This window comes from Treponema rectale (assembly GCF_014202035.1).
Taxonomy (GTDB): Bacteria; Spirochaetota; Spirochaetia; order Treponematales; family Treponemataceae; genus Treponema_D; species Treponema_D rectale.
In genome coordinates this window covers 236,749-256,887 of the sequence record NZ_JACHFR010000003.1, presented here as the reverse complement: position 1 = coordinate 256,887, position 20,139 = coordinate 236,749, and the positions used below count along the sequence as shown (strand labels likewise).

General features: G+C 41.1%; 15 protein-coding genes. 6 read left to right on the top strand and 9 right to left on the bottom strand.

Features of this window, described 5'->3' with window-relative positions; genetic code table 11:
• The first annotated feature begins 292 nt into the window (after positions 1-292).
• The 5 genes from HNP77_RS09940 to HNP77_RS09920 all read left to right on the top strand — a co-directional run bounded on the left by HNP77_RS09940 (position 293) and on the right by HNP77_RS09920 (position 6,044).
• Complete coding sequence (locus HNP77_RS09940; protein ID WP_246428926.1) at positions 293-1,444, top strand: substrate-binding domain-containing protein; 1,152 nt, start codon at positions 293-295, stop codon at positions 1,442-1,444.
• Positions 1,445-1,523: 79 nt separating this feature from the next.
• Positions 1,524-3,017: a sugar ABC transporter ATP-binding protein gene (locus HNP77_RS09935; RefSeq protein ID WP_184653035.1), complete on the top strand. Its 1,494-nt coding sequence runs from the start codon at positions 1,524-1,526 to the stop codon at positions 3,015-3,017.
• Positions 3,018-3,065: 48 nt separating this feature from the next.
• Complete coding sequence (locus tag HNP77_RS09930) at positions 3,066-4,739, top strand: ABC transporter permease subunit (RefSeq protein ID WP_184653228.1); 1,674 nt, start codon at positions 3,066-3,068, stop codon at positions 4,737-4,739.
• A 163-nt stretch (positions 4,740-4,902) separates the two neighbouring features.
• Positions 4,903-5,448, top strand: a complete 546-nt coding sequence (locus HNP77_RS09925; RefSeq protein WP_184653034.1) for a chromate transporter — start codon at positions 4,903-4,905, stop codon at positions 5,446-5,448.
• Positions 5,445-6,044: a chromate transporter gene (locus HNP77_RS09920; protein WP_184653033.1), complete on the top strand. Its 600-nt coding sequence runs from the start codon at positions 5,445-5,447 to the stop codon at positions 6,042-6,044. Before HNP77_RS09925 ends, HNP77_RS09920 begins: the two co-directional genes overlap by 4 nt.
• A gap of 19 nt (positions 6,045-6,063) precedes the next feature.
• Here the strand turns inward: HNP77_RS09920 and HNP77_RS09915 are convergent, their stop codons facing one another.
• From HNP77_RS09915 to HNP77_RS09890, 6 genes are read right to left on the bottom strand one after another with little or no spacing between them, the layout of a single operon-like run.
• A complete protein-coding gene (locus HNP77_RS09915; protein WP_425506744.1) occupies positions 6,064-8,325 on the bottom strand; it encodes an ATP-dependent helicase in 2,262 nt (753 codons plus the stop codon).
• A complete protein-coding gene (rimO, locus tag HNP77_RS09910; protein ID WP_184653032.1) occupies positions 8,315-9,679 on the bottom strand; it encodes a 30S ribosomal protein S12 methylthiotransferase RimO in 1,365 nt (454 codons plus the stop codon). The genes HNP77_RS09915 and rimO overlap by 11 nt, the downstream gene beginning before the upstream one ends.
• A gap of 18 nt (positions 9,680-9,697) precedes the next feature.
• Positions 9,698-10,798, bottom strand: coding sequence for a helix-turn-helix domain-containing protein (locus HNP77_RS09905; RefSeq protein ID WP_184653031.1), 1,101 nt, complete (start codon positions 10,796-10,798; stop codon positions 9,698-9,700).
• Positions 10,799-10,810: 12 nt separating this feature from the next.
• A complete protein-coding gene (locus tag HNP77_RS09900; RefSeq protein WP_246428912.1) occupies positions 10,811-11,470 on the bottom strand; it encodes a LolA family protein in 660 nt (219 codons plus the stop codon).
• Positions 11,471-11,496: 26 nt separating this feature from the next.
• Positions 11,497-12,645, bottom strand: a complete 1,149-nt coding sequence (locus HNP77_RS09895; protein WP_184653030.1) for a Gfo/Idh/MocA family protein — start codon at positions 12,643-12,645, stop codon at positions 11,497-11,499.
• Positions 12,646-12,651: 6 nt separating this feature from the next.
• Complete coding sequence (locus HNP77_RS09890; protein WP_184653029.1) at positions 12,652-14,073, bottom strand: lyase family protein; 1,422 nt, start codon at positions 14,071-14,073, stop codon at positions 12,652-12,654.
• 157 nt (positions 14,074-14,230) lie between these two features.
• Between HNP77_RS09890 and HNP77_RS09885 the strand changes: the two genes are divergently transcribed.
• Positions 14,231-15,829, top strand: a complete 1,599-nt coding sequence (locus HNP77_RS09885; RefSeq protein WP_184653028.1) for a RecQ family ATP-dependent DNA helicase — start codon at positions 14,231-14,233, stop codon at positions 15,827-15,829.
• Here HNP77_RS09885 and HNP77_RS09880 read toward each other — a convergent pair.
• The 3 genes from HNP77_RS09880 to pnp all read right to left on the bottom strand — a co-directional run bounded on the left by HNP77_RS09880 (position 15,756) and on the right by pnp (position 20,107).
• Entirely contained in the window at positions 15,756-17,579 is a 1,824-nt protein-coding gene (locus HNP77_RS09880) for a dihydroorotate dehydrogenase (protein ID WP_184653027.1), read from the bottom strand. The genes HNP77_RS09885 and HNP77_RS09880 overlap by 74 nt on opposite strands.
• Before the next feature lie 112 nt (positions 17,580-17,691).
• Positions 17,692-17,919, bottom strand: coding sequence for an OadG family transporter subunit (locus tag HNP77_RS09875; RefSeq protein ID WP_184653026.1), 228 nt, complete (start codon positions 17,917-17,919; stop codon positions 17,692-17,694).
• Positions 17,920-18,010: 91 nt separating this feature from the next.
• Entirely contained in the window at positions 18,011-20,107 is a 2,097-nt protein-coding gene (gene pnp, locus HNP77_RS09870) for a polyribonucleotide nucleotidyltransferase (protein WP_184653025.1), read from the bottom strand.
• Positions 20,108-20,139 lie beyond the last annotated feature (32 nt).

Genomic DNA, 20,139 nt, shown 5'->3' with positions numbered 1-20,139 from the left:
CTAATAAAAAAAGTATTTTTAAAACAACCTTTAAAAATTACATTAAAATTACACAAAAAATTTCACAATTTTTGCATAAAAAAATTTGACAGTTTTCTTAAACTGGACTTATACTTCAAACATCAGTTTTTGACAATTTTTTTTCGGGTGGGATGATAGACTTTGGTTAATCTTAAATTTATCTGAAAATACCCTTAAAAAAATCAAAACTGTTATCACAAAAAATACACTATTCATTATTCAGGAGGAAACAATAATGAAAAAGTCACTTCTCGCTGCAACAGCACTGGTAATGGCAGCCTCAGCATTCACAGGATGTTCTAAAGGCGGATCTCTCAACAAAGACAAACCTTTGGTATTCTTTAACAGACAGCCTTCAGATCCTACCAGCAATAAAATCGACATGACAGCAATGAACTGGAACGACAAGACTTACTACGTAGGTTTTGATGCTGCCGGCGGCGGTGCAGTTCAGGGAAAACTCATTACAGACTACCTTGCAAGCGCTGATCCTGCAAAAATCGACCGCAACGGAGACGGAAAAATCGGTTACGTACTCTGCATGGGTGACGCAGGCCACAACGACTCAAAGGCTCGTACAAGAGGTATTCGTGAAGCTCTCCAGACATGGGCAGGTTCATATGATTCAGGAAACACAAAAATCGGTAGCGTAAAAGTAGGAAACAAGACCCTCAAAGTAGTTGAACTTGAAGGAAAATTCATGACTGGAACAGACGGTTCTACATGGAATGCAAACGCTGCTACAGACGCTATGGGTAAATGGGCTGACATGCCGGAACTCGATATGGTTATCTCAAATAACGACGGTATGGCTATGGGATGTCTCCAGGCTTCAAACTATCCTGCAGGACTTCCAATTTTCGGTTATGATGCAAATGCAGACGCAATCGAAGCTATCGGACAGGGACGCCTTACTGGTACAGTATCACAGAACACAGACGCTCAGGCTACAGCAACACTTCAGGTTATCCGCAACCTTCTTGACGGAGAAAAGGGAGAAGCTGCTTACAGAAAAGGTATCTTCGAAGCTGACCGCTATGGAAACAAAATCTCTGCAGAACTCACATACGAAGCTGATACAAAAGCTGTAAAAGCTCTTAACGTTGCTGTAAACAAGGACAACTGGGAACAGTTTAAGGAAGGAAAACGTGACCCTGGAATCAAACAGACAAATGCAGAAAAGAAGAAGGTTCTCCTTACAATCTACAACTCTGCTGACAACTTCCTTTCTTCTTCATACCTCCCGGCTCTCAGATACTACGCTCCACTCCTTAACCTTGACGTAACATACGTACAGGGTGACGGACAGAACGAAGCTTCATGTCTCGACAAGTTTACAAACCTCAACAACTTCGATGCTTACGCAATCAACATGGTTAAGACAAACTCTGCATCTGACTATACAGACAAGCTTAAGTACTAATATCTGAAGCTTTTACCGGTCTGGTGCCCCCGACGCATCAGACCGGATTTTTTTCAATATAAAAACAGGATTGAGATTTATGAGTGATACAGTACTTGAAATAAAAAATATGTCGAAATCCTTTGCTAAAAATAAAGTTTTAAACGGAATAAATCTTTCTATCAAGAAAGGCAGCGTAATGGGACTTATGGGCGAAAACGGAGCCGGAAAGTCTACAATGATGAAATGCCTTTTCGGTATTTATGCAAAGGATGAAGGCCAGATTACATTAGACGGAAGGCCTGTCAATTTTATCAGCCCTAAAGAAGCACTTGAAAACGGTGTGGCAATGGTTCATCAGGAACTTAACCAGTGTCTTGACAGAACCGTAATGGACAACCTCTTCCTTGGAAGATATCCGGTAAAATTCGGCATTATTGACGAACAGAAAATGTTCAAGGAAAGCATGTCCCTGTTCTCATCATTAAGCATGAGCGTTAACCCGCAGACAATAATGAGGACAATGTCTGTTTCTCAGAGACAGATGGTAGAAATTGCAAAGGCAGTTTCTTACAACGCAAAAATAATTGTATTAGACGAACCTACATCTTCTCTTACGGAGCCGGAAGTTGAAAAGCTCTTTTCAATAGTAAACTCCCTTAAGGCAAAAGGTGTTTCATTTGTATATATTTCCCATAAGATGGACGAGATCTTCCGTATCTGTGATGAAGTTTCAGTTCTCCGTGACGGAAGCATGGTTTACACTTCTCCAACAAAAGATACTGACATGAACAAGCTCATTACAGCCATGGTTGGACGTTCCCTTGACAAGCGCTTCCCTGATGTGGACAACACTCCTGGTGAAGACTATCTGGAAATTAAAAACCTCTCTACAAAATATGAGCCTCGTCTCGATGACATTTCCTTCAAGGTAAAGAAAGGAGAAATATTCGGTCTCTACGGTCTTGTAGGAGCCGGAAGAAGTGAACTTCTTGAGAGCATATTCGGAATCAGAACAATTGCATCCGGAGAAATCATCCTTAACGGTAAAAAACTCCGCTTTAAGTCAAGTAAAGATGCAATGGATTACAATTTTGCCCTTGTAACTGAAGAAAGAAAGTTCAACGGTATGTTCGGAAAGGCAACCATTGAATTCAATACAACCATTACAAACCTTGATTCTTACAAAACCAACGGTATTCTCTCAAAGAGAAAGATGTACGATGCAGCAAACCGCGAAATCAAGAGAATGCACACAAAATGTGTATCTGCAGACGAGCTCATCAGTTCACTTTCAGGCGGAAACCAGCAGAAAGTAATCATCGGAAAATGGATGGAAAGGGAACCTGACGTATTCCTGCTTGATGAACCGACCCGCGGTATTGACGTAGGTGCAAAATACGAAATTTACCAGCTCATCATTCAGATGGCAAAAGAAGGAAAAACAATTATCGTCGTTTCCAGCGAAATGCCTGAAATTCTGGGAATTACAAACAGAATTGCAGTAATGTCAAACCACAGGCTTGCAGGAATCGTTGATACAAAAGATACGGATCAGGAAGCACTCCTCCGTCTCTCTGCAAAATATCTTTAATCCAAGAGGAAAACTATGACAGACATTAATATCGAAGAACTTAAAAAAATGACAGGCGAAAAGCTTGCCGAACTTAAGTCTGCACAGACAGTTCCGTCCTTTTCTGAAGACGAAACACTCAAAAAGCTTCACGAAGCCCTTGATTTTCTCAGAAATGACGGTGTAAACAAAATTACTGAGCTTAAGCAGAAAATTGCTGCTGCAAAGAAGAACAAAATGCTTTCTGCAGAAGAAAGAAATACCTTCATTGCAGAACAGAACGAGCTTATTGTTCAGGCAGAAAAAATTGCCGCTGCAAATGCCGGAGCAGACAAAGAACTTACAGCCTGCGCCCTTGCATATGCAAACGCCCTTTCTGAAAAATATGTTGCACAGGTAAACGCAGAAGAAGACAAAAAAATTGCGGAAGCAAAAAAAGCAAATGCAGAAACCACAGCCAGAATCCGTTCTGAATTTGCAGCCCGCATTGCTGCCTGCACGACAGAACAGGAAAAAAATACTGCAGCATACGAACTTAAATCAGCCCTGTTTGATGCTAAAAACCACACTCAGACAGAAATCGACCGCTGCAAGGATGTAAAAAAACAGGCCTTTACGGATCACGTACAGGAAAACCGTACAATCCGCAACGGTAAGACAAGTTTTAAGGAAGATATTGCCCTCAGCTTCAAGAACTACGTTTATAACTTCAAGTTCTCAAAATTCCTTCTTGATAACGGACTTTACCTTGCCATTGCACTGTTCTTCATCATCTGTATCATCTACGCACCGTTAAAGGGTTCAGGAAACCTTCTTACACTTCCTAACATCTTCAACATTCTCGAACAGTCTTCTACCCGTATGTTCTATGCCCTCGGCGTTGCAGGACTTATCCTTATTGCAGGTACAGACCTTAGCGTCGGACGTATGGTTGCCATGGGTTCCGTAATCACGGGACTTATTCTTCATCCTGGAAAAAACATCGTTAAATTCTTCAACATCGGACCATGGGATTTTACTTCCCTTCCTATGGGCGGACGTCTTTTCCTTGCCCTCTTCCTCAGCATTACACTCTGCGTAGCATTCAGCGTATTTGCAGGATTCTTTACGGCAAAGCTTAAGATTCACCCGTTCATTTCTACACTTGCAACTCAGCTCATCATCTACGGTCTCCTCTTCTTCGGAACATCAGGAACTCCTGTAGGAGGTATTGATCCTTCTGTAAAAGACCTTATCGGTGGAAGATGGATTTTAGGCGTAATAAACGGAGAACTGGTAACTATTCCTAAACTTATCATTCCTGCAATCATTGCCGTAATCGTAGCATGGTTTATCTGGAACAAAACAACTTTCGGAAAAAACATGTATGCAGTCGGAGGAAATGCAGAAGCTGCAGCAGTTTCAGGTATCAGTGTATTCAAGACAACCCTCCTTATCTTCATCATGGCAGGTATTTTCTACGGATGTGGTGCCTTCCTTGAAGCATTCCGTGCAAATGCAAGTGCAGGTACAGGACAGGGATACGAAATGGATGCCATCGCTGCCTGTGTAGTAGGAGGTATCTCTTTCAACGGCGGTATCGGTAAAATCGGCGGAGCTGCAATCGGTGTAATCATCTTCACAAGCCTTACATACTGTCTTACATTCCTTCAGATTGATACGAACCTTCAGTTCATCTTCAAAGGTCTTATCATCATCGCAGCAGTTGCTCTTGACAGCGTAAAATACCTTAAGAGAAAGTAATTTCATAAAAAGGTTTCTGCAGCATTCAGCTGAATAGAACACTTTCCCGGTCTTTTCTTCAGAAGAGGCCGGGATTTTTTTATCCGTATTTTATATGATTTACACCGGAATACCGAAAAGTTAATGTTGTACAAATTCAAGACTAAAAGCTATAATTCTTTTCATGTTAAAAGACTTATTGGAACTTTATATTACTTTCTTTAAGATAGGCTCCATAACCTTTGGAGGCGGACTTGCAATGCTGCCTATTCTGGAACGGGAACTTGTAGAAAAAAAATCCTGGGTTACAAATGAAGAAATTCTTGACTACTATGCCATCGGACAGTCTACTCCGGGAATCATTGCTGTAAACGTAGCAACCTTTGTAGGTTTCAAAAAAAAAGGTATGGCAGGAGGAATTGCAGCAACTTTAGGAATGATATCACCTTCAATTATCATCATAACAATAATTGCAGAATTCATCTCCAGCTTTGAATCAATTGTCTGGGTTCAGAAAGCTTTAAAAGGAATAAATGTTGCAGTTGCAGCTCTCCTTACCTACTCTGTAATAAACCTCTGCAAAAAAACAATAAAAAAATGGTACAGCGCAATTGTTTTTCTGGCTGCGTTTTCGTCAATATACTTTTTTAAATGCCATACCATAGCAGTAATCCTCACTGCTTCCCTTGCAGGAACACTTTTCTATTTTTTCAGGAAGACCAGTAAATGACCCTCATACATCTTTTTTTCATATTTTTTTATATCGGGCTCTTTGCCGTAGGAGGCGGTCTTGTTGCAGCAACGTTCATGCAGCAGGCTCTGGTAGAACAGTATCACCTTCTTTCTGCAGAAAAATTCTACAGCATGCTTGCCATTTCAGAGAGTACTCCGGGACCCATTGGAATAAACCTTGCTACCTACATCGGTACGGAACTTTACGGACCGATAGGCGGCATTATTACAACTTTTGGAGAAGTTCTTCCTTCCCTGATAGTAACAATGCTCATTGCACGTTTTTTTTCAAAATTTCAGGAAAAACCTCTGACACAAAACATATTCAGTTTCCTGCGTCCGGCAACAACAGGAATGGTTCTGGTTGCACTTATTCAGGTCCTTTCACTGAGCATAATAAACACTCAAAGTTTTAAGACAACCTGTGATTTTATACAGGCCGTCACAAACTCTCCGCGTTCTGCGCTGGATATTCTTTTAAACTGGAAGGCCATAGCCCTTTACGAACTTTGTCTTGTAATTCTTTACAGAACAAAGCTTCATCCGGTCTTTATTGTTGTACTGAGTGCAGTATTCGGAATTATTTTCTTATAATCCGGTAAGAAATTAAAAATCAGTCATCACTACAGACTATAAGGGAACTGCCCTGATACTTAGGAAGAAACTTTTTTATTCCGCCGGTATCAAAGCTGACGCTTATAACCCATTCCCTTTCATCATCATCTGAAGTTTCTGAATACGCTCCCCTGACAATCTGACCGTAACCCCAGTCATCATGATAAACCCTGGTACCTACAGAATATTTTTCAGCAACAGGATCACCCCCTGCTGCACCAGAAGAAAAGGAACGGGGTTTCTGCCCCAGAATCCTTATTTTATTCTCATCAAGTTCTTTTAAGAAAACACTGGGCGACATGGCATTTGTTCTTCCATAAAGCCGTCTTACAGAACAACTGGTAAAATACAGTTCATTTTTTGCACGGGTAATACCTACATAGAAAAGACGGCGTTCCTCCTCCAGTTCTTCTCCATTGTCAGGCATACGAGGAAATATCTCATTTTCCATTCCGGTAATTATTACCTTAGGAAACTCCAGACCTTTTGTATTATGAATCGTTATAAGAGTTACCCTGTCCTGCTTTTCTCCTGAAAGTTCTTCCTGAGTCTCAAGAGTACGGTCAAGACTGATATGGTCAAGAAATTCCAGAAGTCCCTTTCTGTTACATTCATACAAGACGGCAGAGTTAACAAGTTCCTGAAGGTTTAATACTTTCTGAGTACCGCCGATTTCGTCCTGAGCCGCATGAAAATCCTCAAGCCCTGTTTTTTTTATGACGGCCTCTACAAAAGAAGAAAGCCTGAATCCGTCACTTCCATCTTCTTTCTGACCTTCAGCTGTTTCAGCTTCTTTTTCGTCATCAAAAACTCCCATTGCAGACTGAGCAAGAGAAGCGTTTGACTGTTCCGTTTCTTCCGGCTGAGGAATCAACGCCAGAAGTTCATCATAAACTGCCTTAAATGCTTCTGCTCCGCTTCTGGCTTTTTTTGACATTTCTACACTGCAGAGAGTTTCTGCAATATTCTTTCCGATGGCAGCAGAAAGAATCTTATCCTGAGTTCCAGGTCCGATTCCCCTTACAGGCTTATTTATTATTCTTCGAAATGCAATCTCATCCCTCGGATTGGCAATAAAACTTATCCAGGAAAGAGCATCCTTTATTTCTTCACGCTCATAGAATTTTAAGGAGCCGACTACTTCATAAGGAATTTTTCTGTGAAGAAATTCTGTTTCAAAACCAAGGGACTGGGCATTAGTTCTATAAAGGATTGCCCAGTCAGAATACGAACCGCCTTTTTCAACTGACTGACTTATAAGCTCACTGCAGAACTCCGTTTCATCATCCTGCCCCGGCAAAAAAACAAGTGCCGGCTGCATACCCTTACCCCGGTAACTGACGAGAGTTTTTCCGATTCTCTGATGATTGTTTTTTACTACAGAATCAGCACAGTCAAGAATTTCCTGAGTAGAACGGTAATTTGTTTCAAGACGAATAAGATCTGTTCCCTCAAAATCTTTCTGAAAATTCAGAATATTCCTGACTTCTGCCCCGCGGAACTTATAGATGCTCTGGTCATCATCGCCGACAACACAAACATAAGTACCGGTATTTTCATCAGAACCGCTCAGCATTTTTAACAGGTTAAACTGAGCAACGTTAGAATCCTGATATTCATCCACCATTATGACTTTATAACGGTCATGAACCTGTCTGCGTATTTTTTCATTTTCCTTAAGAACTATATATGGAAGAAGAATAAGATCACCGAAATCTACATTTCCCGTCTGACGCAGGCGCTCCTGATAGGCAGTATAAATTTCCTGAAATCTTGAATCAGAATCTACTGTAAAAAGTTCGTCACTGTCAGGAAGAATACAGTAATCCTTTGCCAGTGAAATCTTTTTTACATAATGAGAAGCATCCTTTTTTTTTAGGGATGGAACAGCCTTCATCAGAAGAGTTACCATATCTTCATCATCATACACGGTAAAATCAGGTGCAACACCGGCAAATGCAGGATACTTCCTCAGAAAATACGCCCCCCAGGAATGAAATGTACGTATCTGACAGAAGCGGCTTCTTTCTTCAAGCAGCTGAGCCCTTTCTTTCATTTCTGCAGCAGCCTTTTTTGTAAAAGTTACTGCAAGAATTGAAAATGGATTAACATTTTTCTGAGAAATAAGATATGCGATCTTTGTAGTAATAACCCTGGTTTTTCCTGAACCTGCACCTGCAAGTATCAGCAGGGATTTGCCGTCATGTTCAACAGCTGCCCTCTGCTGCTCATTCAATACTTCAAGGTAATCAGCTGCCACAATATTCTCCGTCTACATCTACCTGTGAAGAAGCAAAAACCTTAACCTTAACAAGCGCCCCCGGAACAATTTCGGATACAGCCTTACTGTCGTCAAGATCATAACGGATTACAACACTTCCATCTATTTCAGGAGCCTGGAACCAGGCCCTTCCTATTGCAAGCCCGTCATCTCCGCCAGACTGATTTTCTACAATCTCTTCAACAAGAACATCATAAATTTTACCGGTACGTTCCTTTAAGCGGCGTTCTGTAATTTCTGACTGAATTTCCTGAAGGCGGTGCTCCCTCTGTACTGCAACTTTTTTTGGGACAGTATTTTTCATTCGGGCTGCAGGCGTATCATCTTCCCTGCTGTAAGTAAAACAGCCGGACCAGTCACTTTCTATAGCTTTCAGGAAATCACAGGTATTTTCTGCTGCCTTCTCAGTTTCTCCCGGAAAACCTGTCAAAAAGGTAGTCCTTACTGCACTCTGAGGAAAAACTTCACGAATCTTTTTTACAAGACGGATGTATTCCTGAGATGAGCCCTTTCTGTTCATTGCATGAATTACATCAGAATCTCCGCTTTGAAACGGAATGTCAAAATATGGAAGAAACCTGGAATCCTTTTTCATCTCATCCAGGATTTCAGGAACAAAATGATCAGGATGAATATAAAGAAGACGAATCCAGATATTGCCTTTTACTTCTTTAGAAATTTTCTTTATCAGTTCAGGAAGAGTAAAGCCGTCGTCCGTTGCACCGGTACCGTAAGCCGCAAGATCCTGTCCGATAAGATTTATCTCATGAATGCCGGAATCAGACAGCTGCTGCATTTCTTTTACGATTTCATCAGCATTTCTTGATCTTAGTTCTCCCCTGATAATAGGAATGGCACAAAAAGTACAGCGGTTATTACAGCCCTCTGTAATCTTAACGTATGCACTGCCCTTAAAATTAAGATAGGTATCTCTGTCTCCGGAACAGACTCCCTTCTGAGCAGGTTTTACCACAGGCCGTTTTCCGTCAAAAAGTTCCTTTACCGCAGAATCAATTAAATCAATATTTCCGTTACCAAAAATTCCGTCTGCTTCAGGAAGTTCCGTTTTAAAAAGCTCAGCGTAACGTTCAGCAAGACAGCCTGCAAGAATTATCTTTGCATCAGGATAAGCAGTTCTTGCTCCCATAAGAGAATCCAGGCTTTCTTTTTTTGCACTTTCTATAAACCCGCAGGAATTAATTATTATAAGGTCAGCTTCTGCTGCATCCTCTACACGGGTAAGCCCCATTTTTTCAAGTCGGGTTATAATAAGTTCACCATCGACCTGATTCTTTGCACAGCCATGCTGATCAAGGAAAAAAGTTTTATTCATAAAAATTCCACAAAACTATCAGTCAAGTTCCATCACGACAATGCGGTACATTCCATCACTATCATGAACCCATTTAATATCTTCAGCCTTAACTTCACCTGCACGTCCAACTTCGAGATCATATCGGGACGTATCAGCAGTAAGCCTGATGTTGACAGCATTGGAATTGCTCATCCAGAGCCTTATTGCATTATTAGGACGCTCCGTAATCTGTTCAGAACTGTGATAGTAGGATTCCTCGTAAGAAGAAGAATCAACCTTACGCCTGAACATGCAGGAACCGCGGAAAGTAACTTCTACTGTAAACGGATAAGGTCTGTTGCTTTCATGAATGACTGTACGGCGGAGAATATCTGCCTTTGTAGAAGTTTCTACTGCTGAAATCTCAGTCGTATTCGGAGCAATAATACTTCCGTCTTCCGCACTCATAAACATGCGGACCTCAGCACCGTAATCCTTCTTTCTGCTGATGTCACTGAGGTATATGCAGAAGAAAAGTTTACCATCTCCATTAAGATCAATCTTTCTGTCATCAGTAAATTCAAGAATCTGGAGTCCAACCGGTGTAGAAAGAGAAAGTTTTCCTAAAGTATCAGAAACCGTTATAACGATATTCTTATCTTCGCCTTCACTGGAAGGAATAAGAATCTGATCCCCCTTCTTAAGCCTTACCTGAGTAACCTCAGAGCCTATACGATAGGTACGGTTTTCTTCCGAAAGGTTGTTTTTACGGTTACGTTCATTAATTTTCTGAGGAATTCTGAAAACTCCCACTAAAAGCCATATGGCAAGTCCGAGAACAATAACAGAAGATGTAACAATTACAAGAGGTTTAATGAACCGGGGTGCCTTTCTTTCCAGCAGTTGAACCGGAACCGGAGTCTCCTGAAGTTTTTTTGATTCATAAAGACGGATTACATTTTCTGCATCAACATCAAGATATTCACAATAAATACGCAAAAACCCGGTAATATACGGACCATCCGGAAACTCATCTTCCTTTTCATTTTCCATGGCAAGGAGATAAGTTCTGGAAACAGAAGTTTCTCTTGCTATAGTTTCTACATCAAGATTTTTTGCCTCTCTGGCATTCCTTAAAATAAGACCGTAACTTTCCATTTCAATCCCCGTCTACTCTGAAAGCAAAAAGTTTTTATAATTATTTGCAGAAGAAGGCGGATCATAAATGAAGCGCTGGTCGGACATTTTTGTATTTATGTTATAATTATCAAAAGAAATACTGTAAACAGCTCCTGCCGTAGTCTTGGCTTCAACGCGCCTGATAAGATTATCTTCCGCACCTACAGACATCCTTATTGAAGAAAACACCTCCGATGTAGAACGGCGGTACATAACTAGGTTTATAACCATATCCTCGCTGCCTTCCTCAAAAGGAACAGCCTCAGGACCGCTTTCATAGGCAACAGTATAATAACGCTTAAGAAGACCGAGACCCGTCATTGATTTTGCAAGATTTCCTTCTGTATGCTGCTCAAGAATTGCAGAATTTCCAGGAAGATATATGACGAGATTATCACCATTGTATACGAATACCTGCTCTGCCGGATCAGAAAAATCAATCCGAACCATTTCAGGCTTCTTGAAACTTACCTTGCCTTTCATTTCCTGACCGGCAACTTCCATAGTCAGATCAGCCTCATAATCATTAAATGTAGCATAATAATCACTCAGCGTTTTAAAAAATTCACTGGCAGTCTGAATCTGGGCAGAACATATTCCGGCTGCCCAGAAAAAAATACCGCCTAAAAGCATAATGATCTTTTTATTCATTTTTAACTCCCACGTACAATCAAAAATCAACCCTTTAGTAGTTTGCGAATTTCTTCAAGAATTGCAAGAGCATTTATTCCGGTCTGCAGCGTAGACTTAAGGTTTTCCTTTTCATCAAGAAAATCTATGGCATTCTGAACCATATTAGAAAAATACCTGGTTTTAACAGGAATCTTTGCTGACTTATCACATCTCAGCGAAAAAAGGTCAGAATACAGATTGGACTCTTCCGCCTTATATAACTTACAGTAACCGTTTCCAATACAAATTCTTCCGTCCGTTCCGTTTATTTCTATCTCAAAACCAAAATACTTTGAACGGCCGACAAACAGAAGCTCTACATCAGGACAGCCGTGAGTAATATAATGAGCACAAACCTGACGCACAACTCCATTTTCATCCCTGACAACTCCGGTAAGAACCGGTCTTTTCAAAAGGGTATTTACAATAATCTTTTTCTGCTTCTCATCCTTTTTGATAAGAGAATCATTAGGAGAAGAAACCTGCTCTCCAGACGGCACAGTAAGAGACGTAAGTGTTTCTATGGTCGTCGAAGGAGAATTAAGATCTTCCAGAAAATAAAGAACTATATCACTGAGATGAGTACCGTCATGTATAAGGGAATAAGCTCCGCTGCTTTCTTCGTTCTGGTCATAAACAGCCATTGACGAAGAAAGAGTTGCCCTTATGTTTATAATAGGACCGATACCAGGCATATAGTTTTTTGCAGTAATATAATCTTCAGAAAAACGTCTTTCGTGATTAATCAGGACAGGAACCTTTTTACTTTCTGCAATTTCCTTAATCTTGAAAGCTTCCTCCAGATTAAGGGCAACAGGTTTTTCCAGAATCAAAAGCTTAGGTTCTGCTTCTATAGCCGCAACAGCTTCCTCAAGGTGATAAGCCTCATTTACTGCTACGATGACAATATCCGGATGATGATGCTGATAAAGGGATGCAGAGTTTTCATAAACCTGGGCATAGGGGACTTCCTCATGCCACGCAGCAAGATTCTCAGGGTTTTTATCACACCCTGCAACAATCTTAATGCGCGGATTATCAAGCAAAGCCATTGTATGACTTGCAGGCTGTTCACGCTTTTCGTCGTGACCGAGAGAGAAACCGATGCGTCCGCATCCTATAAGTGCAGCAGTATAAAATCCGTCCAGTGACATAAATTCCTATTTCATAAGTTCTGCATATTTCTGAGCAAGCCTCTTTGACTTAACCGCAGCAAGTCCGCAGTAATTTGAAGGATGCTCAAAGAAATTTGCAGGATTTTCTACTCCAAGTTTTTCAAGCTGTGCTGTAATATCCTTAAATTCTTTTTCGTGAGTCTTAAGAACTTCAAAGAAGGTTTTTCCGCTCTGCTCAGCCTCAAGAGTAATCTTACGGATAATTTCATGACCGTCATTATATCCGGCTTCTCCAAGAAGGATATAAGCAGGTTCAGCAAGAACGCCACCCTTTACTTTTCCACCGGCATTTTCAAGATTACGGGCCATTCCTTCCTTATCTGCCTGCAGTCCCTTTACTACACTGTTCATGCGGGCAACGGCCATTGTAAATCCTGAAACATAATCCGAAATAAAACGCTGGCTTGCTGAATTTGTAAGATCCCTCTGATGTTCAGAAATCTGATCCATATAAAATGTAATTACACGGGGACACATAGCCTTCCACAGAGACTTAACGTGCTCACTGTTCCAGGGATTACGTTTCTGTGGCATTGTGGAAGAACCTACCTGTGTGGCAGCGAAATATTCAAAAACCTCACCGATTTCAGAACGCTGCAGATTACGGAGATCATCTGCAAGGTTTGCAATTATTCCGAACGCAACATTCATCTCGAGAAGAAGACGTAGTACATATTCCGGTTCAACCAGCTGGTTGGAATATTCTGAAGGCTGAAGTCCAAGGAATCCGACATACATTCTTTCAAGTTCTTCAGGATCCTTTACAATCATCGACGGACCGTTATAAGAACCTACAGGGCCTGCAAGCTTACCGACAAGCTGATTTGAAAGCTCTTCAATGCGGAGAATTGATTTTCCGAGGCGGCTTACAAATTCAGCGATACTCCATCCGAATGTAATAGGAACGGCATGCTGACCGTGAGTACGTCCAACCTGAGGAGTAGCACATTCCCTTTCAGCTATTTCACACAAATACTTTTCAAGAGTTTTAAGTTCAGGAAGAACAACGTTTTTAGTTACATCACGCATGCGGCAGCTGAGGGCTGTATCAAGAATATCAACGGATGTTGCACCAAGATGAATGAGAGGTCCGATTTCTGAGTCAACTTTTGTCTTCATAACGTTAACCAGAGCACGGATATTATGCTTTGTCTTTTCTTCCTCAGCATAAACTTCCTGAGGATCAATATTTTCAGCAACCTCATCAAGTTTCTTTACGGCTGCGTCAGTAAGATTTCCGCGCATCTTAAGGTGTGCCTTAACAAGGGCTGCCTCACACTTTGCACAGGAGCGGATACTTGCCTCTTCTGAAATATATTTTGACAGGCCTTCAAAAACAGAAGCTTCTGAAAGTGAATAACGGTGATCAATACAAGAAAGATTTTCAAAAATATTACGTGTTTCCATAATAAAATAATTATCGCATAAATTTCTACAAAAGACAACGTAATTAAAGCCTTTGTTGACGAAATCTTCATATATAAATGTCTCAGAAACAACCCCTGGCAGAAATATTTTTTTAATAAAGTGGTGATTTTGAAAAAACAGTGAAAATATATTATATATGGAAAATCAGGAAATCTACAAAGAAACAAAAATGTCGCAGCAGGATGAACCAGTTGATGACCCGGTACTGAATGCCGCAAGAAAAGCATTTAAAATAAACTACCTGTACCCGTGGCAGCGCATTGTAATTGCAAACATAATGGATGCAGCAGAACAGGCCGGGTGCCGCAATAAAATAAATAATATTCCGGAAAATGATACAGAAGAAGATTTTCCTCCCCCAAACCAGATTGTCCTTCTGCCTACAGGAGCCGGAAAATCTTTATGTTTTCTCGTTCCGGCACTGCTTCTTAAAGGACCTACCCTCATACTGTATCCGCTTATCGCACTGATGTCGGACCAGAAGCGCAGAATGGATGACGCAGGAATTGTCAGCGCAGTACTCAAAGGCGGACAAAGCGTCGGGGAACGGCTCAACAACCTTCAGATGATACGCAGCAAAGCAAAAGTAATTCTTGCAAACCCTGAAGTTCTCCAGGACAAGAAACTGATTGAAGAATTGAAAAAAACTCCAATAGCCCATATTGCAATAGATGAAGCCCACTGCGTCAGCGAATGGGGAGACTCATTCCGTCCGTCCTATCTGACTTTAGGAAGCATTATAAAAGAACTGAACCCAAAATGCGTAACAGCCTTTACAGCAACAGCCTCTCCTGAAGTTCTTGCAAGAATTTCAGAAATACTTTTTGACGGTAATGCACGCATAATAAGGAGCTGTTCTGACAGACCGAACATACACTACAGCGTCATAAATGCCTGGAACAAAAAAAGGGCTGCATTTTCCCTTGCCATAAAAGAGCCCGGGCCCCTCATAATATTCTGCGGCACAAGAAGAAAATCTGAAGATATGGCAAGAGAACTTGCTCCTGTTCTGGGCTATGAAAACGTACGGTTTTATCACGCGGGAATGACTAAGGAAGAAAAAGACCGTACTGAAAAATGGTTTTACCCGAAAAAAGACGGCGTATTATGTTGTACCTGCGCATTTGGAATGGGTATCGATAAAAAAGACATCAGGACCGTAATTCATCTGGAAGCAAGTCCTACTGCTGAAAGCTACATTCAGGAAGCAGGCCGCGGAGGAAGAGACGGAAGTACGGCAAAGGCCATTCTCCTGTGGAACTGGAAAGATTCCGTAAAATACGGAAAACATGAAAAAGGAAGCCGTAAATCAATCATGAAAAAATTTGCAGAAAGCAGAAGCTGCAGAAGACAGGTCCTGCTTGACGCTTTAGGAGGAGAACAGGCCTTCTGTGAAGGATGTGACATATGTAGCAGCAGACACCCGGCTTATTTTGCAGCAGATGCCGCTGCCGTCATGCATTTTATCCGGAAAAAAAACTTTCTCCTGAAAAAAGATGCTTTATTAAATGCCCTTACCAATGAACTGAACAGAAATAACGTCAGCAGCAGAATAAATTCATGGCATTCTGATGATGTGCTTGAAGTCCTCGTTCAGCTGGAAGATTCAGGCCTTATAAAAAAGGGCAGTTTTGCATCAAAAAAACAGTACGGCTGCCATATCAAACCACCCCTTTATCAACCTGAGCAATTCCCCTCATCTGCGCAAGATTCCTGTAACCATGAGATTTCATAAAGGCTTTCATTCCTTCGGTAATATCTTTAGCCACATCAGGATTAGTAAACTTAGCAGCTCCGACTCCGACCGCCGCAGCACCAGCCATAATAAACTCAACTGCATCTTTCCAGTCAGAAATACCTCCAATTCCGATTACCGGAACCCGTTTTTCCGGAGGAAGAGTATTTATTCTGGCAATGACATCATAAACCATTCTGAGCGCAAGAGGCTTCAGTGCAGGTCCGCTCCATCCTGCATGAACCTTTTCAAAGAATGGCTTTCCTTCCTCAATATTTATCGCAACTCCATGAACCATATTTATGAGGCTAAGTCCGTCTGCTCCGGCATTTATACAATACTCTGCAACTTCACATATATCAGGTGCATTTGGAGAAAGTTTGACAAAAAGCGGCTTATGAATTTCTTCCTTTACAAGCTTTACAGCCCAATATGCAAGTTCCGGATCCATACCGAAAGGAGTTCCGCTCACATTAGGACAGCTGATGTTAAGTTCAATTATTTTTGCATCAGTTTTATCAAGCATTCTTGCACCGTTTATATATTCAGTTATATCTTTACCGGCAAGATTTACGATTACCTCAGGACCAAGTTCAAGCATGGGAGAAAGAAGGTTGTCTACAAAATACGGTACACCAGGATTCTGAAGTCCTATGGAATTCATGTTTCCGCCTACAACTTCAAGGCATCGTTCACCACTGTTACCGGCTCTAGGTTCATAGGTTATTCCTTTTGAAGTAATGGCACCCCACCAGCGCACATCTGAAACACCGCGGTAATTCTGGCCATAGGCAAAGGTTCCTGCAGTAGCAATTACCGGGTTCTTCAGTGTAATACCGGCAAGATTAACGGTAAGATCCGGATCTTCGTTTTCTTCCAGAGGTTTTCTTCGAGACGAAGGTTTAGGAAATGTTATTATTTTTGAATCAAAAACAGGTCCGTCCTTACAAACCCTCTTTTTTCCTATGGAAGTATCTATCGTACAGCCTAAACAGGCCCCAAGACCACAGAGCATTCTGTGTTCCATGCTTACATAGCACTGAATGCCAAGTTCTTCCGCAACAGATTTTACATAAGCCAGTGCAGGAGTCGGACCGCAGGCATAAATAACTTTATATCCGGCTTTTTTTACAGCATCTTTTGTAAACGCAACCGGAAGCATTCCTTTTATTCCCTCCGAACCATCATCAGTAGTAATTACAAGATTAAAAGGATGAATATGCTCAAGACCATAACTTCCGCTTTTAAAACTGGCATAAAAATCGTATGAGCCGTCAGGAAGGGAAGAAGCAAGATTTGCAACAGGAGCTACTCCTATTCCTCCGCCGACAATACATATTTCATTTTTTGAAAAATCTACTGTTTCAGAAGGAGAAGGCCAGGGAGTTCCAAGCGGACCGATTACCTTCATTTTTTCTCCGGCTGTAAAGTGACATAATTCCTGAGTACCCCTGCCCTTTTCCATTATCATGAACTGAACCGTATACTCACTTCTGGAAGTTGTCCTGTTAAATTTTTCCTCACATCTGTAAACACTTATAGGTCTGTTATACTGAACATCTGATTTCTGTCCTTTTATTAAATAAAACTGACCCGGTTTAGGACCAATCTGATTCTCATGCTGCTGAACTATAGTCGTCTGAAGAAGATAAATATTTGACTGTCCTTTAACGGCAAAACACTTTTCCACAGTTGTTTCACCATAAAACAATATACCCCTGCCTTTTTCATCAATATCAGCTAAATCCAATTTTTCGCCATCCTTAAATAAACTAATACTAACTTAAATTAGCATTAGCTAACTATACTAAAAATGGAGAATCTTTGGAATATGTTTTATAAAGATTTTTAATTATCAGACTTTATTTAGCAGCTGCTTCTTTTTCTGCAGAAGCTTCACCTTCAGGTTTCTTTTCTCCCTCTGCAGCCGGAGCAGAAGCAGGAGCCGGTTTTACTTTAGGCATGCGGGGCTTCTTTTTATACTTAATTACATAATTAGCCAGTGAAATGAAAACAATCATTAAAATGAGAATAAAAATTACATGCCAGTCTCCAAGAACATCAAGACCAATTCCGATTGCCTCACCCATAGCACTCCCCTTACAAAAAATGACGGTTTTCTGTCCTCAGACAAAAAACCGTCATTACCTGTCACTGATTAAAGATAAATCAGTTCAGAAATTATTTTGACTGTTCTTCAACAGCATCAATATAAGAAAGATTAAGACGTCCCATCTTGTCAACTTCAAGAAGTTTTACAGGAACACTCTGACCTTCCTTAAGAACATCAGTTACTTTTTCTACACGCTGACGGCTGAGTTTAGAGATATGACAAAGACCTTCTTTTCCAGGAAGGATTTCAATAAATGCACCAAAGTCCATGATGCGTTTTACTGTACCCTGATAAATTGTACCTGGTTCCGGATCTTCACAAATACCTTTAATTGCCTTCTTTGCAGCGTCAGTTGCATTTCCAGTCTTACCGTAAATCGTAACAGTTCCGTCATCTTCAGTATTAATCGTAACACCATACTGCTGGCAAAGTGCCTTTACATTCTTTCCGCCTGGTCCGATGAGGGCACCGATTTTATCAACAGCAATCTTCATTGTGTCAATTTTTGGAGCATATGGACTGATTGGCTGAGGTTTGTTGATACACTTTTCCATGATACCAAGAATATGCTCGCGACCGCGTTTTGCCTGAGCAAGAGCCTTGCGCATGATATCCATAGAAACACCGGCAATTTTAATATCCATCTGGAATCCGGTAATACCGTCATGAGTTCCGGCTACCTTAAAGTCCATGTCTCCAAGATGATCTTCTTCTCCAAGAATATCAGAAAGAATTGCATACTTCTTGTACTGAGGACCGTCTGTAATAAGACCCATTGCAATACCTGCAACCATCTTCTTCATAGGTACGCCTGCTGCAAGGAGTGAAAGACATCCGCCGCAGGTAGAAGCCTGTGATGAAGAACCGTTAGATTCCATGATTTCAGAAACAACACGAATTGTATAAGGGAATTCTGAACGGCTAGGAATCATAGGTGCAAGAGAACGGCGGGCAAGATTTCCATGACCGATTTCACGGCGTCCTGTCGTAAGTTTTCCTACTTCACCAACTGAATATGGTGGGAAATTATAATGAAGGATAAAGTTTTCGCTTCTGTCTCCTTCGATATCATCATATACCTGTTCATCCATTGCAGTACCAAGTGTCGTAACTGCAAGAGACTGTGTCTCACCACGGGTAAAAAGTGCTGAACCATGAGGTCTAGGAAGAACATTAATTTCGCAGGTAATAGGACGGATATCTTCAGTTCCGCGTCCGTCAATACGAAGTCCTTTCTCAAGAATACTTGAGCGGAGAAGATCATACTGAATGTCATCAAAAAGAGCACTGAAGAGTTTTGCCTGTACAGGATCCTCAAGCTGTTCTGCATACTTTTCTGCAATCTGATTCTTAACAGCCTTTACTGCATCACCGCGGGCCTGCTTTCCCTTAAGGAAGCATGCAGTCTGCATGAGAGGAAGTGCCTCTGCCTTAATTGCATCTGCATTTGCAAGCTCAACATTAAGAGGAGCAAGCGGAAGTTTTTCCTTACCTGCAAGTTTTACAAGTTCTTCCTGAAGAAGACACATATCAGTAATAAAGCCCTGTGCCTTTTCAAGAGCACCAAGCATTACTTCTTCAGAAACTTCATTTGCACCGCCTTCTACCATTGTAAAACCGTCTTTTGTTCCGGCAACAACGATTTCAAGCTGAACTTTTTCCATCTGTTCATATGTAGGATTAATTACATATTCACCGTCAATATAACCAACACGGCAGCCTGCTACAGGACCGTGGAAAGGAATGTCTGAAATAGAAACTGCAGCAGATGAAGCAATTACTGCAAGAATATCCGGTGGATTTACACCATCAACAGAAACACAGGTAGGAACAATCTGAATCTCACGACCAAATGCTGTCTCAAAAAGCGGACGCATAGGACGGTCAATAAGACGGCTTACAAGGATTTCCTTATCCTTAGGACGACCTTCTCTTTTTACAAAACCGCCAGGGATTTTTCCGGCAGCATAAAACTTTTCATTGTACTCAACAGTTACAGGAACAAAATCAAGTCCTTCTTTAACTTCACTTGAAGCACAAACTGTAGCAATTACGGCAGTACCACCAATCTGTGCGTATACACATCCGTTTGCCTGTTTTCCGATTTTACCAGTCTCAAGAATGAGTTCCTGGTCACCGATTTTACGGGTTACTCTCTGTACCATAAAATTTTCCTTAATTCTTTTTTTGTTCTTTT

What these genes read in the sequence shown, in the direction of transcription:
- HNP77_RS09940 (WP_246428926.1), top strand. Translation starts at nt 293, where the DNA reads ATGGCAGCCTCAGCATTCACAGGATGTTCTAAAGGCGGATCTCTCAAC.
- HNP77_RS09935 (WP_184653035.1), top strand. Translation starts at nt 1,524, where the DNA reads ATGAGTGATACAGTACTTGAAATAAAAAATATGTCGAAATCCTTTGCT.
- HNP77_RS09930 (WP_184653228.1), top strand. Translation starts at nt 3,066, where the DNA reads ATGACAGGCGAAAAGCTTGCCGAACTTAAGTCTGCACAGACAGTTCCG.
- HNP77_RS09925 (WP_184653034.1), top strand. Translation starts at nt 4,903, where the DNA reads ATGTTAAAAGACTTATTGGAACTTTATATTACTTTCTTTAAGATAGGC.
- HNP77_RS09920 (WP_184653033.1), top strand. Translation starts at nt 5,445, where the DNA reads ATGACCCTCATACATCTTTTTTTCATATTTTTTTATATCGGGCTCTTT.
- rimO (WP_184653032.1), bottom strand. Translation starts at nt 9,679, where the DNA reads ATGAATAAAACTTTTTTCCTTGATCAGCATGGCTGTGCAAAGAATCAG.
- HNP77_RS09905 (WP_184653031.1), bottom strand. Translation starts at nt 10,798, where the DNA reads ATGGAAAGTTACGGTCTTATTTTAAGGAATGCCAGAGAGGCAAAAAAT.
- HNP77_RS09900 (WP_246428912.1), bottom strand. Translation starts at nt 11,470, where the DNA reads ATGAATAAAAAGATCATTATGCTTTTAGGCGGTATTTTTTTCTGGGCA.
- HNP77_RS09895 (WP_184653030.1), bottom strand. Translation starts at nt 12,645, where the DNA reads ATGTCACTGGACGGATTTTATACTGCTGCACTTATAGGATGCGGACGC.
- HNP77_RS09890 (WP_184653029.1), bottom strand. Translation starts at nt 14,073, where the DNA reads ATGGAAACACGTAATATTTTTGAAAATCTTTCTTGTATTGATCACCGT.
- HNP77_RS09885 (WP_184653028.1), top strand. Translation starts at nt 14,231, where the DNA reads ATGGAAAATCAGGAAATCTACAAAGAAACAAAAATGTCGCAGCAGGAT.
- HNP77_RS09875 (WP_184653026.1), bottom strand. Translation starts at nt 17,919, where the DNA reads ATGGGTGAGGCAATCGGAATTGGTCTTGATGTTCTTGGAGACTGGCAT.
- pnp (WP_184653025.1), bottom strand. Translation starts at nt 20,107, where the DNA reads ATGGTACAGAGAGTAACCCGTAAAATCGGTGACCAGGAACTCATTCTT.